Below are 15,058 nucleotides of genomic sequence, written 5' to 3' on the forward strand. Positions count from 1 at the left end.
GAGCACGGCCGCGACCGGCGGGCAGGCGAGCAGCGAACGGGCCCCGCTCCCCCGACAGGGCGGGCGACCGGCCCCGGAGCGTACGGAGGCGGGAGTATGACCACCTCCGGTCCGATCCGGGTGCTGGTCGTCGAGGACGATCCGGTGGCCGCGGACGCGCACGTCCAGTACGTCGCCAAGGTCCCCGGCTTCCGGGTCGCCGGCGTCGCGCACTCCCGGGCCGAGGCCGCACGGGCGCTCGACCGGTCGCCCGTGGACCTGATCCTGCTGGACCTCTACCTCCCGGACGGCCACGGCCTGTCCCTCGTCCGTACGCTGCGCGGAGCGGGCCACATGACGGACGTGTTCGCGGTGACCTCCGCCCGCGAACTGACCGTCGTACGCGAGGGGGTGGCGCTCGGCGTCGTGCAACACGTGCTGAAGCCCTTCACCTTCGCCACCCTGCGCGACCGGCTGCAGCAGTACGCGGAGTTCCGTGCGAGCGCGGGGGGCGAGGCCGGCAGCCAGGCCGAGGTGGACCGCGCGCTCTCCGTGCTGCGTACGCCGCGTCCCGCGACCCTGCCCAAGGGGCTGAGCGCGGCCACTCTGGAGTCGGTGACCGGCACCCTGCGGGCCGCCCGTTCGGACGGCCGCACCGCGACCGCCGCCGCGGAGGAGATCGGCGTCAACCGGATCACCGCGCGTCGGTATCTGGAGCACCTGGTGGAATCCGGTCGTGCCGAACGCCGCCCGCAGTACGGCCAGGTGGGACGGCCCGAGTACTGCTACCGCTGGCTTCCCTGAGCCCCGCGCCGCCCGTGCCGTCGGCGACCGGCGGTTGCCTTCGGAGACGATTTCCTTACCTTCAGTGACGATCGGGGATTTGTGTTCCTCCCATTGACCTGTCATTAGGACGCCCGTACCTTCACCGAGCAGCAGCCCCGTGAGGCCGACGGATCAGGGCGTCCGGCCCCGTGGCCGAGGAGGTCCTGCTCGTGCGCGCCATCGTTCCGCTGACACTGACCGTCGCCGCGGCACTCGCCGTGGGCACGCTCACGGGCTGTGGAACCACCGACGATCCGGACGTCATCGAGGTCGCCTTCCAGAAGGACACCAACAACCAGGTGACCGTGCGCGAGGACTACGTCGAGTACGTCGCGAAGCAGTTCGAGAAGGCGTATCCCGGCAAGGAGGTGAAGCCGGTGCCGATCCAGGCCTCGCAGGACGACTACTACACCAAGATCCAGGTCATGATGCGGTCCCCGAACACCGCGCCGGACGTGGTCTACGAGGACTCCTTCCTGATCCGGTCCGACATCGAGGCCGGTTATCTCCAGCCGCTGGACCGCTACCTCGAGGACTGGGACGACTGGAGCGAGTACCAGGACGCCGCCAAGGAGGCCACCCAGGGCCCGAACGGCGGGACGTACGGCGTCCCGGACGGCACCGACACCCGCGGGCTCTGGTACAACAAGAAGATCTTCGAGAAGGCCGGCCTGCCCACCGATTGGAAGCCCAGGACCTGGGACGACGTCCTGAAGACCGCCCGCACCATCAAGAAGCGGGTGCCGGAGGTCATCCCGTTCAACGTCTTCACCGGCAAGGCTGCCGGTGAGGCGGCGGCGATGCAGGGCTTCGAGATGCTGCTCTACGGCACCGAGGACCCGCTCTACGACAAGCAGCGGGAGAAGTGGATCATCGGCAGCGAGGGCTTCGAGGACAGCCTCCGCTTCGTGGAGTCGGTGTACTCGGAGAAGCTCGGCCCGCCCGTCTCCGAGGCGCTGTCCCCCAACATCCAGACGCAGGTGCCGACGGAGTACCTGCCCGAGGGCAAGCTGGCCATCGCGCTGGACGGGTCGTTCCTCAGCCAGCAGTGGCTCAAGACCGGCGGCAAACCCTGGCCGGAATGGTCGGAGACCATGGGCGTGACCCCGATGCCCACACAGCACGGCGCCGCACCCGGCAAGGTGAGCATGTCCGGCGGCTGGGCCTGGTCGATCCCGGAGCACTCCGGCAACCCCGATCTCGCCTGGAAGCTGATCGAGACCATGCAGACGCCGAAGAACGCCCGCGAGTGGTACCTCCGCGGCTCCCAGATCTCCGTACGGGACGACGTCTCCGAGGACCCGGAGTACCAGAAGTCGCTGCCCCGCACGGAGTTCTTCACCGACCTGGTCGACGTCAGCCACTACCGGCCCGCGCTGCCGGTGTACCCACAGGTCTCCACGGCGATCACGGAGGCCATGGAGCAGGTCACCACCGGCGACTCGAGTCCGCGGGAGGCGGCGGCGGCGTACGACAAGCAGGTGCGCTCCATCACGGACGGGGCGGTAACCAAACGGTGAGTACAGTCAAGGTCACGGCACCGCCCGAACGACGAGAGGCGCCCGGCTCCGAGAGGGCCAGGCGCCGGGCGAACGGCGGACGGTACTGGCGCTGGCTGCCGGTCGCCCCCGCCACCGCGTTGATGCTGCTCTTCCTGGCCGGGCCGATCGGCTACTGCGCCTATCTGGCCTTCACCGACATGCAGTTGACCGGGCAGGCCACCTCGTCCTTCGTCGGCCTGGAGAACTTCCGACGCGCCTTCCAGGACAGCGACTTCCTGAACGCGGTCGTCCTCACCCTGGTCTTCACCCTGCTCTCCTCGATCGTCGGCCAGAACACCCTCGGGCTGCTGCTCGCCGGGCTCATGCAGCGGGCCAGCAAGGCGGTACGGTCGGTGACCGGCGCGGTCGTCATTTGCGCCTGGGTGGTGCCGGAGATCGTCGCGGGCTTCCTCCTCTACACCTTCTTCCACAAGGAGGGCACCCTCAACTCGATCCTGGACTGGCTCCACCTGCCGAGCCAGAACTGGCTGTACACACTGCCGATCCTGGCCGTCTCGTTCGCGAACATCTGGCGCGGCACCGCCTTCTCCATGCTGATCTACTCGGCCGCGCTCTCCGAGATCCCCACGGAGGTCTCCGAGTCGGCGCAGGTCGACGGAGCCAACGGGATCAAGCGGATCTGGTACATCACGCTGCCGATGATCCGCCGCTCCATCGGCACCAACCTGATGCTGAACACGCTGCAGACGCTGTCCGTGTTCGGACTGATCTGGGCGATGACCCGCGGCGGCCCGGGTAACCGGAGCACCACCCTGCCGGTGTTCATGTACGACCAGGCGTTCAACAAGGCGCTGATCGGCTACGGCACCGCGGTCGCGCTGCTCCTGCTGGTGGTGGGCGCGCTCTTCTCACTCGTCTATCTGCGCCTGATGCGCGAGGAGGTCTGAGCATGTCCAGCGCCGTTCGTGCTGGTACGGGGGCGCGGCCCAGCGACCGGTCGGGCCGCCGGCCGGTTTTGCGACCTGGTCGCCGGCTGAGTCGCCGAGGCCGGCAGCGACTGGCGGCCGACGCGGGGTTGTTGGTGCTCGCGGCCGCGTTCGTCGTGCCACTGCTGTGGCTGGTCTTCGCCTCCCTGAACGCGGAGGCGAACCTGAAGGTACGGCCACCGACCGATCCCACCCTGGACAACTTCTCCGCGGTGCTGACCGACGAGATCACCTTCACCCCGATGTGGAACAGCCTGCTGATCTGCGGCGGGGCCACCCTGTTGACGGTGCTCTGCGCCTCACTGGCGGCCTATCCGCTGTCCCGCTTCCGCTCCCGGTTCAGTCGGCCGTACCTCCTCACCATCCTCTTCAGCACCTGCCTGCCGATCACGGCGGTGATGGTGCCGGTCTACGCCCTGTTCGTGCAGATCAACCTGGTCGACACCATGCACGGCACCGCGTTCTTCCTGGCCACCTCGCAACTGCCGTTCGCCGTATGGCTGATGAAGAACTTCATGGACGGCGTCCCGGTGGTGCTGGAGGAGGCCGCGTGGACCGACGGAGCGAACTGGTGGCAGTCGCTGCTGCGCGTCATCGTGCCGCTGATGGGCCCGGGCATGACGGTGGTGACGATCTACAGCTTCATCATGATGTGGGGGAACTTCTTCGTCCCGTTCATGCTGCTGCTGAGCCCGGAGAAGCTGCCGGCGGCGGTCAGCATCTTCACCTTCTTCGGGAACTACGGCGCGGTGGCCTTCGGTGAACTCGCCGCCTTCTCAATGCTGTACTCCGCCCCGGTCCTGGTGCTGTACATCCTCATCTCCCGCCGCCTCGGTGGCGGCTTCACCCTCGGCGGCGGGGTCAAGGGCTGAGCCCCGGAACGGCCCGCCGTACGCGGTGCCCAGGCCCGGCGGTGCCAGCCACGGCGTGCCAGGGGCGTGCCAGCGAACACCCTGACCGCCGCGCGCCGCCCCGGGAGCGAGCGCGCGGCGGTCAGGGTGGCTCCGACGTCCGCTGCGGTTCAGAAGACCGCTTCCGTCTCGTCCATCCGGTCCTGCGGCACCCGCTTGAGCTGCTCCACGCCGTCCGCCAGCGGGACCATACCGATCTCCGTGCCGCGCAGGGCCGTCATCCGCCCGAACTCGCCCCGGTGCACGGCCTCCACCGCGTGCCAGCCGAAGCGCGTCGCCAGCACCCGGTCGTACGCCGTCGGCGTGCCGCCCCGCTGGACGTGACCGAGGATCACCGGTTTGGCCTCCTTGCCCAGCCGGTGCTCCAACTGCACCGCGAGCCGGTTGCCGACTCCGACGAACCGCTCGTGGCCGTACTGGTCGATGACCCCCTTCTCGTACGGCATCGAGCCCTCCACCGGGTGCGCTCCCTCCGCGATGCAGATCAGCGCGAACCGTTTCTCCCGTGCGAACCGCTCCTCGACCATCTTGACCAGGTCGTCGACCTGGAAGTTCCGCTCCGGGATGCAGATGGCGTGCGCGCCGGCCGCCATGCCGGCCTCCAGCGCGATCCAGCCCGCGTGGCGCCCCATGACCTCCACGACCATCACCCGCTGGTGTGACTCCGCGGTGGTCTTGAGCCGGTCCATGGCCTCCGTGGCGACACCGACGGCCGTGTCGAAGCCGAAGGTGCGGTCGGTGGCCGAGATGTCGTTGTCGATGGTCTTGGGCACCCCGACAACCGGCAGACCGGCGTCCGCGAGCATCCGCGCGGCGGTGAGGGTGCCCTCGCCGCCGATGGGGATGAGCGCGTCCAGATCGAGCCGCTCGATCAGTTCCTCGGAGTTGTCGCACGCTTCGCGGAGCCGGTCCCGCTCCAGGCGGGAGGAACCCAGGATCGTGCCGCCGCGGGCCAGGATGCCGCTCACGGAGTTGATGTCCAACTGCCGGTACCGACCGTCCAGCAGTCCTTTGAAGCCGTCTTCGAAACCGATGACCTCGTCCTGCCGGTCGGCCACGGCGCGGTGCACGATCGACCGGATCACGGCGTTCAGACCAGGGCAGTCGCCGCCCGCGGTGAGGACTCCGATACGCATGGGGTTCGCTTCTCCTGCTCGCTGGGTGCTCGCTGGTGGACTTCGTAAGTCCCGTTGAACGGGGGATTGTTTCACGGCCTGAACAGATACTGCCCCGGGTGTCCACCACCCGAACTCCTGCCGCGCGGCCGACGAGGATGCGCGGGTACGGTCAAGGATAGAGCCCACCCCGAGTGGTGATCCCGTGGTCTCCCCACCCGCAGCGAGCCCGCGCGACCGGGCCCGGCGGCCGCGAACCGGCGCCGAAGCTGCCGGTGGGGGAATTTCCGCGGGCATCGGGGAAAGCCGTAGCAAGCGTACGTCCCGAGGCCGCGCCGCAGACGGACGTACACACAACCGAAGACGTCAGGCATACCCGGCTGAACCAGGAATGGGAGAGCACGCGTGGCACGCAGCGTGTACGTGACCGGCACCGACCGGGGGGACGGACGACAGGTGGTCGAGCTGGGGGTCATGGAGCTGCTGACCCGCCAGGTGGACCGAGTGGGGGTGTACCGGCCACTCGGGCACGACGGCCCGGACCCGATATACGACCTGCTGCGCTCCCGATACCGGCTGACCCAACCGCCCGGCACCGTCGTGGGCATGCGGTACGCCGAGGCCAGCACCCTGCAGGCCGAGCAGGGCACCGACGAACTCGTGGCCCGGCTGGTCGAGCGCTTCCACACGGTGGCGCGGGACTACGAGGCGGTGCTCGTGCTGGGCACCGACTTCGCGGACACCGGTCTGCCGGCGGAGTTGGGCCTGAACGCCCGACTGGCCAACGAGTTCGGCGCGTCCGTGCTCCCGGTGGTCGGAGGCTACGACCAGACCGCCGAGTCCGTGGTCGCCGAGGTGCACAACGCGCATGACGCGTACACCTCGCTGGGCTGCGAGGTGGTCGCCATGATCGCCAACCGGGTGCGGGACGGTCAGGCCCAGGAAGCCGCCCGGACGCTGGGCGCCCGGCTGCCCGAGCCGGTCTACGTCCTCCCGGAGGACCCCGCGCTGTCCGCCCCGACCGTCGGGCAGGTCCGGGACACGCTGGGCGCACAGGTGCTGCTCGGGGACCACACGGGGCTCTCCCGGGACGTGCGCGACTTCGTCTTCGGCGGCGCGCACCTGCCCACCTTCCTGCCTGCCCTCACCGAGGGCTGCATGGTCATCACGCCAGGCGACCGCGCGGACCTGATCATCGGCTCGCTGGCGGCGCACTCCGCGGGCGCGCCTCCGATCGCGGGGGTCGTCCTCACTCTCGACGAGCGGCCGGGTGAGCAGACGATGGCGCTGGCCGCCCGGTTGGCGCCGGGCACCCCGGTGCTGGCGGTGCCCGCCGGCTCCTTCCCCACCGCCGCCGAACTCTTCTCGCTCCAGGGGAAGCTGACCGCGACCACGCCCCGTAAGGCGGAGCTGGCGCTGGGCCTGTTCGAGTCGCAGGTGGACGGCGCCCGGCTTACCGACCGGCTCTCGGTGCTGCGCAGTGACCGGGTCACGCCCATGATGTTCGAGCACAGCCTGATCGAAAGGGCCCGCGCGCACCGCCGGCACGTCGTGCTTCCCGAGGGCTCGGAGGAGCGCGTGCTGCGCGCCGCCGAGGTCCTGCTGCGGCGCAACGTCTGCGACCTGACCCTGCTCGGCGAGGACACCGCGGTCCGCAAGCGGGCCGCCGAGCTGGGCATCGACCTGCCGCTGCTCGGCGCCGGGGAGGTGCCGGAGACCAGCGCGGCGACCGCGCGGATCGTCGACCCGCGGATCTCGCCGCTGCGCGAGCGGTTCGCCGGCCTGTACGCCGAACTGCGCGCGCACCGTGGCGTCACGCACGAGTTGGCGTACGACGTCGTGGCGGAGGTCTCGTACTTCGGCACGCTGATGGTGCGGGAGGGGCTGGCGGACGGCATGGTGTCCGGCGCGGCCCACTCCACGGCGGCGACGATCCGTCCCGCCTTCGAGGTGATCAGGACCAAGCCGGAGGCGGACGTGGTCTCCTCGGTATTCTTCATGTGCCTGGCCGACCGCGTGCTGGCGTACGGCGACTGCGCGATCAATCCGGACCCCGACGCGGAGCGGTTGGCGGACATCGCCATCCAGTCCGCCGCGACCGCAGCCCGCTTCGGCGTGGAGCCACGGATCGCCATGCTGTCGTACTCCACCGGGAGTTCGGGCGCCGGCGCGGACGTGGACAAGGTGCGGGAGGCCACCGGCCTGGTTCGCGAGCGCCGGCCGGAACTGCTGGTGGAGGGGCCCATACAGTACGACGCGGCGGTCGATCCCACGGTCGCCGCGACCAAACTGCCGGGCTCGGAGGTGGCGGGCCGGGCGACTGTGCTGATCTTCCCGGACCTGAACACCGGCAACAACACCTACAAGGCGGTGCAGCGGTCGGCCGGCGCGGTGGCTGTCGGGCCGGTGCTACAGGGGCTGCGCAAGCCGGTCAACGACCTGTCCCGGGGTGCGCTGGTACAGGACATCGTGAACACCGTCGCGATCACCGCAGTGCAGGCCCAGTCGGCCATCCGCGGCCCGGAGAAGGGCGGCGCGGCATGACCGCCACGCGGGTGCTCGTACTCAACTCCGGCTCGTCCTCGGTGAAGTACCAGCTGCTGGACATGACGGACGACTCCCGGCTGGCGACCGGGCTGGTGGAACGCATCGGCGAGGGGACCTCCCGGCTGCTCCACACGCCGCTGACCGGCGAGGGCGCGGAGCGCGCCAGGCACGAGCCGATCCCGGACCACGCCGCCGCGCTCAAGGCGGTCGCCAGCGAACTGGCCACGGACGGGATGGGCTTGGACTCCCCGCGGCTCGCGGCGGTCGGTCACCGGGTGGTGCACGGCGGCCGGCGGTTCACCGAGCCGACGGTCGTCGACGAGCCGGTGCTGCGGGAGATCGAACGGCTTATCCCGGTGGCACCGCTGCACAACCCGGCGAACCTGCGGGGCATCCGTACCGCACAGGCCATGAACCCACGGCTGCCGCAGGTGGCCGTCTTCGACACCGCCTTCCACACCACCCTGCCGGAGCACGCCGCCCGGTACGCCATCGACGTGGCGACCGCCGACAGCCACCGGGTCCGGCGCTACGGCTTCCACGGCACCTCGCACGCGTACGTCTCCCGGCGTACCGCGCGGCTGTTGGGCAAACGGCCGGACGAGGTGAACGTCATCGTGCTGCACCTGGGCAACGGCGCCTCCGCCTCGGCGGTACGGGGCGGGGTGTGCGTGGAGACCTCGATGGGGCTGACTCCGCTCGAGGGGCTGGTGATGGGCACCCGTAGCGGGGACATCGACCCGGCGGTGATCTTCCATCTCTCCCGGGTCGCGGGGATGTCGGTGGACGAGATCGACACCCTGTTGAACAAGCGAAGTGGCCTGGTCGGGCTGTGCGGCGACAACGACATGCGGGAGATCCGGCGGCGGATCGAGCAGGGCGACGGGGCGGCACGGCTGGCCTTCGACGTGTACGTACACCGGTTGAAGAAGTACGTCGGCGCCTACGTCGCCGTGCTCGGCCGAGTCGACGCGGTGGCCTTCACCGCCGGCGTGGGGGAGAACTCCGCGCCCGTACGGGAGGCCACGGCCGGTGGATTGGAGGGCCTGGGTCTGGCGGTCGACCCGGAGCTGAACGCGATCCGCGGCGAGGAACCGCGGCTCATATCCCCCGCCGGCAGCCGGGTGGCCGTCGCCGTCGTGCCGACCGACGAGGAGCTGGAGATCGCCCGGCAGACCTACTCGCTGGTCGCCGGGGACGGCACCAGCACATGACACGACCCAACGTTTCGCACTTGAACAAAATGAGAGGATGCCCTCCATGCGCCGTTCAAAAATCGTCTGCACGCTCGGTCCCGCCACCGACTCCTTCGAACAGTTGAAAACGCTGATCGAAGCGGGGATGAACGTGGCCCGGTTCAACATGAGCCACGGCACCCACCCCGAGCACGAGGAGCGGTACCAACGGCTTCGCAAGGCCGCGGAGGAGAGCGGCCGGGCCGTCGGGGTGCTCGCCGACCTGCAGGGCCCCAAGATCCGCCTGGAGACCTTCGCGGAGGGCCCGGTGGAGCTCGTGCGGGGCGAGGAGTTCACCATCACCACCGAGGACGTCGAGGGCGACAAGTCGGTTTGCGGCACCACGTACAAGGGGCTGCCCGGTGACGTCACCAAGGGCGATCCGATCCTGATCAACGACGGGAACGTCGCGCTGCAGGTGACCGAGGTGGACGGGCCGCGGGTGCGGTGCATCGTCATCGAGGGCGGAGTGATCTCCGACCACAAGGGCATCAACCTGCCCGGCGCCGCGGTGAACGTCCCCGCTCTCTCCGAGAAGGACGTCGAGGACCTGGCGTTCGCGCTCCGGATGGGCGCCGACCTCGTGGCGCTGTCCTTCGTACGGAACGCCGCGGACGTACGCGACGTGCACCGCGTCATGGACGAGGTGGGGCGCCGGGTGCCGGTCATCGCCAAGGTGGAGAAGCCGCAGGCGGTGGAGAACATGGAGGAGGTCGTGCTCGCCTTCGACGGCGTGATGGTGGCACGCGGCGACCTGGCGGTGGAGTATCCGCTGGAGAAGGTCCCGATGGTGCAGAAGCGGCTGATCGAGCTGTGCCGGCGCAACGCCAAGCCAGTGATCGTGGCGACCCAGATGATGGAGTCGATGATCACCAACTCCCGGCCGACCCGTGCCGAGGCTTCCGACGTGGCCAACGCCATCCTGGACGGTACGGACGCGGTCATGCTCTCCGCCGAGTCCTCCGTCGGGCAGTATCCGACGGAGACCGTCAAGACCATGTCGAAGATCGTCGAGGCGGCGGAGGAGGAACTGCTCAGCCGCGGCCTGCAGCCGCTCGTGCCGGGCAAGAAGCCGCGTACGCAGGGGGGTTCGGTGGCCCGGGCGGCCTGCGAGATCGCCGACTTCCTGAACGCCAAGACGCTGATCGCCTTCACCAAGTCCGGGGACACCGCCCGTCGGCTGTGCCGGTACCGGACGCTCCAGCCCATCCTGGCCTTCACCACGGATGTGCCGACCCGCAACCAACTCACCCTGAGCTGGGGCGTGGAGACGTACGTGGCGCCTCATGTGGAGACCACGGACGAGATGGTGGAGCTGGTGGACGCCGAGCTGCTGAAGCTCAAGCGCTACGACGCGGGCGACACCATGATCATCACGGCGGGTTCGCCTCCCGGCGTCCCGGGCACCACCAACATGGTGCGGGTGCACCACCTGGGCGGCGAGGAGCAGATCTGACCCGGCGTCCGACCGACGGCGTGACCACACGCGTACGGGGCTCGTACGGGCGGGGAACTCCCCCTCCGTACGAGCCCCGTCGTGACTCCGGGCCGGCACCGCGCGGCGCGGCACCGGCCCAGGGTCGCTACTGCGTGATCTCCTGCTGGAGCCCCGGGATGCTGAGCGTGCCGCCGAACTGGCCGGCCTGCTGGACCTTGACGTCGGTGAACATCGCCTCGGGGACGTTCAGCGGCGGCGGGTGCTCGGGGTCGAAGACGATCGGGATGATCCCGAAGAGGTTGCCCTCCAACCGCTCGGTGTACATGGTCACTTGACCGTTCCGAATGGTCGAGGTGGACCCCTCGGCGGCCCGTACGTGGTACCGCGTGCCGTTCGGGCCACCGACGATCTGGTGCAGGTCGTCGATGTCGACGCTGTCCGCGGTGAACTTCAGTGCCTGCTTGGAGCCGCCGTCCGCCGTGCGCACGTTGACGACGCCCTCGTAGTCGAGGCCGTGCAGAGCGAGCTTGGACGCCTGCAGCTCCCAGGGCTGGTTCGGGAGGGTGACGGGGGTCTTCTCATCCTCACCGTCGACCTTCTTCTCCTCGACACAGGGGAACGGCTTCTTCCCGTCCTCGTCCGCGCCCGCATCGGCCTCGGGCTCGTCCTGCCCCTTCTCCGCCTCGCTCTCGGACGGCGTGGGCTCGGGCTGCTCGCCCGGGGCGGAACCGTCGGTGCCGTCGCCCCGCTCGCCCGTACCGTCCTCGTCGGACTTCCCGTCGCCCGGCTTGTCGGCGTCGTCGCCCGGCGACTGTGGCTTGTCGGAGCCGCCGGTGCCCGGGTCGGAGGGTTCCGGTGTCGGGGTGGCCGACTCGTCGTCCTCCTGCTCGTTCTTCTCTCCCGGGGTGAGCAGATCCTTGAGCTTCTCGCCCACGCCCAGCGGGTCGAGCGGGTTCTTGGACTCCGACTCGGAGGGCTCCGGCTCCGGTTCGGCCGGGCTCCCGGAGTCCTCGGCGGAGTCGGAGCCGTCCGTGCCGGACGGGGACTCCTCCGGCGCGGGGTCCGCCTCGTCGGCCTTCTCCTTCTCGGCCTTCTCCTTCTCGGCGCGCTCGGCCGCGGCCTTCCGCTTCTCGGCCTGCCGCTCCGCCTTCTCCTTGGCCTCCTCGGCTTCCTCGGCCTGCTTCTGGGAGTTCTCCTTCGCCTTCTCGGCGGCGTCGGCCCGCGCCTCCTCCTCCTTGTCCGGAGCGGACACACAGGGCCCGTCCTTGAAGGGGTTCTTGGGCTGCGGCTTGGCGCTCGCCAGTTGTGGCGTGAGACCCATGCCCATCAGCACCGCGGACGGCATCGCCGCCATGGCTATCGCCTTGCCTGCCGGGAGGTGCAGCCGGGTCAACAGCGGCTTCCTGGGGGCCGCGTGTCGCGGGCCGGTTCTCGCGCGTCCGGTGTCCGCCGTGGCGTCCGCTACGGTGCCCGTTTCCTCCCGTGCCTCGTCACCCGGCACCGTGCCTCCCGTTCGCCTGGTTCGCATCGGCTCCGCTCGGAGAGGACGAAGCCGTTCCCGTGACTGACAAGTCGTTCTGACCGCCGTCCGCGTCCGCGGCGGCGGTGCCGTGCTCCGTGGCAGCCGTACCGACCCGGTCCGTGCCCTCGTCGTGCGTGTCGCCGCTGTCCGCACCACGGTCCCCGGCCACGCCGCTCGAGGTTCTGCCGTGCCTCGCGGACCGTTCGCTCCCGGAAGGCGTGCCGGGCGCCCAGGAGATGCCCAGAGCGCCGCCGATCATCCCCAGCAGGAAGCCGATGAGGAAGGCACCTACGTTGGAGACCACCAGCGAGACCAGGGCCAGCAGGATCGCCGCGACACCGGAGAAGACCCGCGACTGCGGCTGGAACCACATCGTCAGCCCGAGCACGATCAGCAGCACGCCGATGATCAGGGAGCCGGCGCCCGCCGTGGTCGACATCCGGATGGTCAGGGAGCCCAGGGTGAGATTCTGGTACGGGATGTACATGATCGGGATGCCGGCGAGCAGGGTCAGCATCCCTCCCCAGAACGGGCGTTGTCCTCGCCACACCCGGAAATTGGCGCGTATCCGGGCAAACCGATCCATCGGCTGCTCTCGCGTGTCGGCGCTCATACGTACAGCTCCTCGGGACTGGCACAAAGTTGCATGGGGAGCGGCCGTACGGGCACGAGGTCGGGCCCTCGCGCCCGTACGATCAGTGCGTCAGTAGCACTCGTGGGCGCCCTTCTTGACGTCCATCTTGAGGCCACTCAGCTTGAACGTTCCGGCCGTGGTGGCCCAGGCGCGCTGCTTGACGTCCGTGAAGACGACGCTTTCCGCCTGCTGGGCGAAGGAGCCCTCCAGGTACTTGTCACCCTTGTTGGGCCCCGGGCCCTTGGTCGTGTCGTCGACCGAGACACCGATGTCGATGTTCTTGAACGTGGCGTTCGTCGACAACTTGTCGGCGTCGATGTACAGCTTCTTGGCCTCGACCGGGGTGCTGCCCCCGCCCGCGCTGAGCTTCATCGAGACATCGCCGAACACCGGCACCGGGATGACGACGGACTGGCAGAGATTCTTGATCTCCGCCTCGTTCATGCCGACGACCGTGACGGGCTTGTTGCCCTTCTTGGTGCTGTCGACAGCGCCGTACTGTGCGAAGCCGTTGGCTTCCAGCCGGTCCGCGGTCACCTTGAACTGCTGGCCGGACACACTGAACGATGCCGCCAAAGCACCCTGCGACAGGGCGACTCCGATGGCGGCGGTAGCGGCAACGCTGGGCACCATGACAACGGCGAACCGCTTCCATCTGGTCCCGCCACGAGCCAGGGACTCCATGACTTTCCTCCTTCTCGGACGTACATCTCCGGTACGGCCTGCGGACCCATACCTGGGATGGGAGAAGTGCTACGTCCTCGGGAAGGGGAACGCCGTCATCTGGAGACCCGTAAGCGTACGCGCGTCCGAGCTGTCGGCGATCACCCCCGAGCGACAACCACTGGCCACGCTCTCGCGCAACCCTGCATGACGGACAGGCCCTACCAGGCGGCAGAGACCCCCCTGCCCGTGGACCGGCGATGATAGCTGCCGGACCGCTCGGTGGGGACCCATCACCCTTGCACTTCCGTCTGGTTGACGGACTGGAATGGACCGAGCTTGGCCGATCGTGGTCCATCTCGGGCCGTCGCACAAGGGGTTCATTACTTGCGAGTAATGATCTCGGAAGCGGTGGCCTTTCAGTCACCCGGAAACCGTCACCCAACGCTTCCGGCGGCCGTCGCCATAGAAAGTCCCTTATCCGGACATGTCATAGACACAGTCCGATCACGACTCACCGAACGTAACGATGGCCACGCTTCACCAAGTTTTGGCAAAACGCAGCCATCGATGTCGCTAAATCAATGAGTGGTGAAGAGTTCCCCGGAACGGATCAGAACAGCACACGAGCCAGTGCGCTACGCGCCGTCACCACCCTGGAGTCCTCCGCGCCGATCACCTCGAACAGCTCGAGGAGCCGGAGGCGTGCCCGCTCCCGGTCGTCCCCCGCGGTCCGCTTCACGGTCTCCACGATTCGGCCGAAAGCATCCTCGACATGCCCACCGACCATGTCCAGGTCGGCGGCCCTCAACTGCGCGTCGACCAGCGTCGGCTGGTCCGCGGCCTCCTTGCGCACCTGCTGGGCGTCCAGGCCCTGGACCCGCCCGAGCAACTCAGCCTGCCCCAAGCCGAGGCGTGCCTCGGTGTTTCCCGGGTCCTGTGCCAAGACGTCGCGGTACGCCTGCACCGCGCGCTCCATGTCGCCCTCGTCCAACGCCTGGTGCGCGGCCGCCAGCGCGGGGTCCTCCGGTGGCCCCGCGGGCTCCGGCTCCTCTTCCTGTGCCTCCTCGGCCTCCGCCTGCGGCACTCCCTGCAGGCCCGTGATACCGAAGCGCTCCTCGGAGACCTGGATCAACTGGTCCAGGGTCTCCCGGATCTGCTGCTCCGGGGCCGCGCCCTGGAAGAGCGGCAGCGCCTGACCGGCGACCACCGCGAAGACCGCGGGAATGCCCTGCACTCCGAACTGCTGGAACAGCATCTGGTTGCTGTCGACATCGACCTTGGCCAACAGGAAGCGTCCCGCGTACTCCTGGGCCAGGCGCTCCAGAATCGGCCCGAGCTGCTTGCACGGCTCGCACCACTCGGCCCAGAAGTCGATGACCACCGGAACCTCGGCGGAACGCTGGAGCACGTCCGCCTCGAAACCCGCCTCGTCGACATTGATCACCAGGCCGGCCGGCGCGGAACCACCGCCGCCGGCCGGGTCGGCCCGCTGCTGCTCGGCCTTCTGCTTGGCCTCTCCGGCCGCCTTAACCGCGGCGAGGTCGACCACTCCGCTCATGGACATATTGCGTGGCTGCATGAGACCAGTCTCCCCCTTTCGCGCGGCGTTCGTTGCCGGGTCCCCACCCGGCGCGTGGTTGTCGCACCGACCCGTCCGCTATGGCGGACGAGCCAGGAGCCATTTCGATACGACTCGTA

General features: G+C 69.2%; 12 protein-coding genes. 7 read left to right on the forward strand and 5 right to left on the reverse strand.

The annotated features are described in order from the left end of the window. Nucleotides 1-96 precede the first annotated feature (96 nt). The 4 genes from AN216_RS28940 (at nucleotide 97) to AN216_RS01520 (ending at nucleotide 4,164) form a co-directional block, all read left to right on the forward strand. Nucleotides 97-783, forward strand: coding sequence for a response regulator (locus AN216_RS28940; RefSeq protein ID WP_070194734.1), 687 nt, complete (start codon nucleotides 97-99; stop codon nucleotides 781-783). A 191-nt stretch (nucleotides 784-974) separates the two neighbouring features. Further along, nucleotides 975-2,324 carry an extracellular solute-binding protein gene (locus AN216_RS01510; protein ID WP_070194865.1) on the forward strand — a complete coding sequence of 450 codons (1,350 nt, stop codon included), beginning with the start codon at nucleotides 975-977 and terminating at the stop codon, nucleotides 2,322-2,324. Between the two features lie 122 nt (nucleotides 2,325-2,446). After that, entirely contained in the window at nucleotides 2,447-3,253 is an 807-nt protein-coding gene (locus AN216_RS01515; RefSeq protein WP_107401867.1) for a carbohydrate ABC transporter permease, read from the forward strand. Between the two features lie 2 nt (nucleotides 3,254-3,255). Then, nucleotides 3,256-4,164: a carbohydrate ABC transporter permease gene (locus AN216_RS01520; protein WP_079166119.1), complete on the forward strand. Its 909-nt coding sequence runs from the start codon at nucleotides 3,256-3,258 to the stop codon at nucleotides 4,162-4,164. Between the two features lie 149 nt (nucleotides 4,165-4,313). On the opposite strand, the gene AN216_RS01525 is transcribed toward AN216_RS01520, so the two are convergent. Then, entirely contained in the window at nucleotides 4,314-5,339 is a 1,026-nt protein-coding gene (locus tag AN216_RS01525; protein ID WP_070194736.1) for a 6-phosphofructokinase, read from the reverse strand. A 384-nt stretch (nucleotides 5,340-5,723) separates the two neighbouring features. On the opposite strand from AN216_RS01525, the gene pta reads away from it, so the two are divergent. From pta to pyk, 3 genes are read left to right on the forward strand one after another with little or no spacing between them, the layout of a single operon-like run. Further along, entirely contained in the window at nucleotides 5,724-7,862 is a 2,139-nt protein-coding gene (pta, locus tag AN216_RS01530; RefSeq protein ID WP_070194737.1) for a phosphate acetyltransferase, read from the forward strand. Continuing rightward, on the forward strand, nucleotides 7,859-9,079 hold the full coding sequence (locus AN216_RS01535; RefSeq protein WP_070194738.1) for an acetate kinase: 1,221 nt from the start codon (nucleotides 7,859-7,861) through the stop codon (nucleotides 9,077-9,079). The genes pta and AN216_RS01535 overlap by 4 nt, the downstream gene beginning before the upstream one ends. A gap of 46 nt (nucleotides 9,080-9,125) precedes the next feature. Continuing rightward, nucleotides 9,126-10,556, forward strand: a complete 1,431-nt coding sequence (pyk, locus tag AN216_RS01540; protein WP_070194739.1) for a pyruvate kinase — start codon at nucleotides 9,126-9,128, stop codon at nucleotides 10,554-10,556. A 127-nt stretch (nucleotides 10,557-10,683) separates the two neighbouring features. Here pyk and AN216_RS01545 read toward each other — a convergent pair whose 3' ends face one another. The 4 genes from AN216_RS01545 to AN216_RS01560 form a co-directional block, all read right to left on the reverse strand. Next, complete coding sequence (locus AN216_RS01545) at nucleotides 10,684-12,039, reverse strand: ICP22 family protein (protein ID WP_070194740.1); 1,356 nt, start codon at nucleotides 12,037-12,039, stop codon at nucleotides 10,684-10,686. Continuing rightward, the gene (locus AN216_RS01550; protein ID WP_070194741.1) at nucleotides 12,029-12,673 is read right to left on the reverse strand and encodes a DUF6114 domain-containing protein; all 645 of its coding nucleotides are present in this window, start codon (nucleotides 12,671-12,673) and stop codon (nucleotides 12,029-12,031) included. Before AN216_RS01550 ends, AN216_RS01545 begins: the two co-directional genes overlap by 11 nt. Before the next feature lie 90 nt (nucleotides 12,674-12,763). Further along, nucleotides 12,764-13,378, reverse strand: coding sequence for a DUF6230 family protein (locus AN216_RS01555; RefSeq protein ID WP_070194742.1), 615 nt, complete (start codon nucleotides 13,376-13,378; stop codon nucleotides 12,764-12,766). Nucleotides 13,379-13,970: 592 nt separating this feature from the next. After that, nucleotides 13,971-14,939 (reverse strand): tetratricopeptide repeat protein, encoded by a 969-nt coding sequence (locus AN216_RS01560; RefSeq protein ID WP_079166120.1) that lies wholly within the window; start codon nucleotides 14,937-14,939, stop codon nucleotides 13,971-13,973. Nucleotides 14,940-15,058 lie beyond the last annotated feature (119 nt).

The organism is Streptomyces oceani (assembly GCF_001751245.1).
Taxonomy (GTDB): domain Bacteria; phylum Actinomycetota; class Actinomycetes; order Streptomycetales; family Streptomycetaceae; genus Streptomyces; species Streptomyces oceani.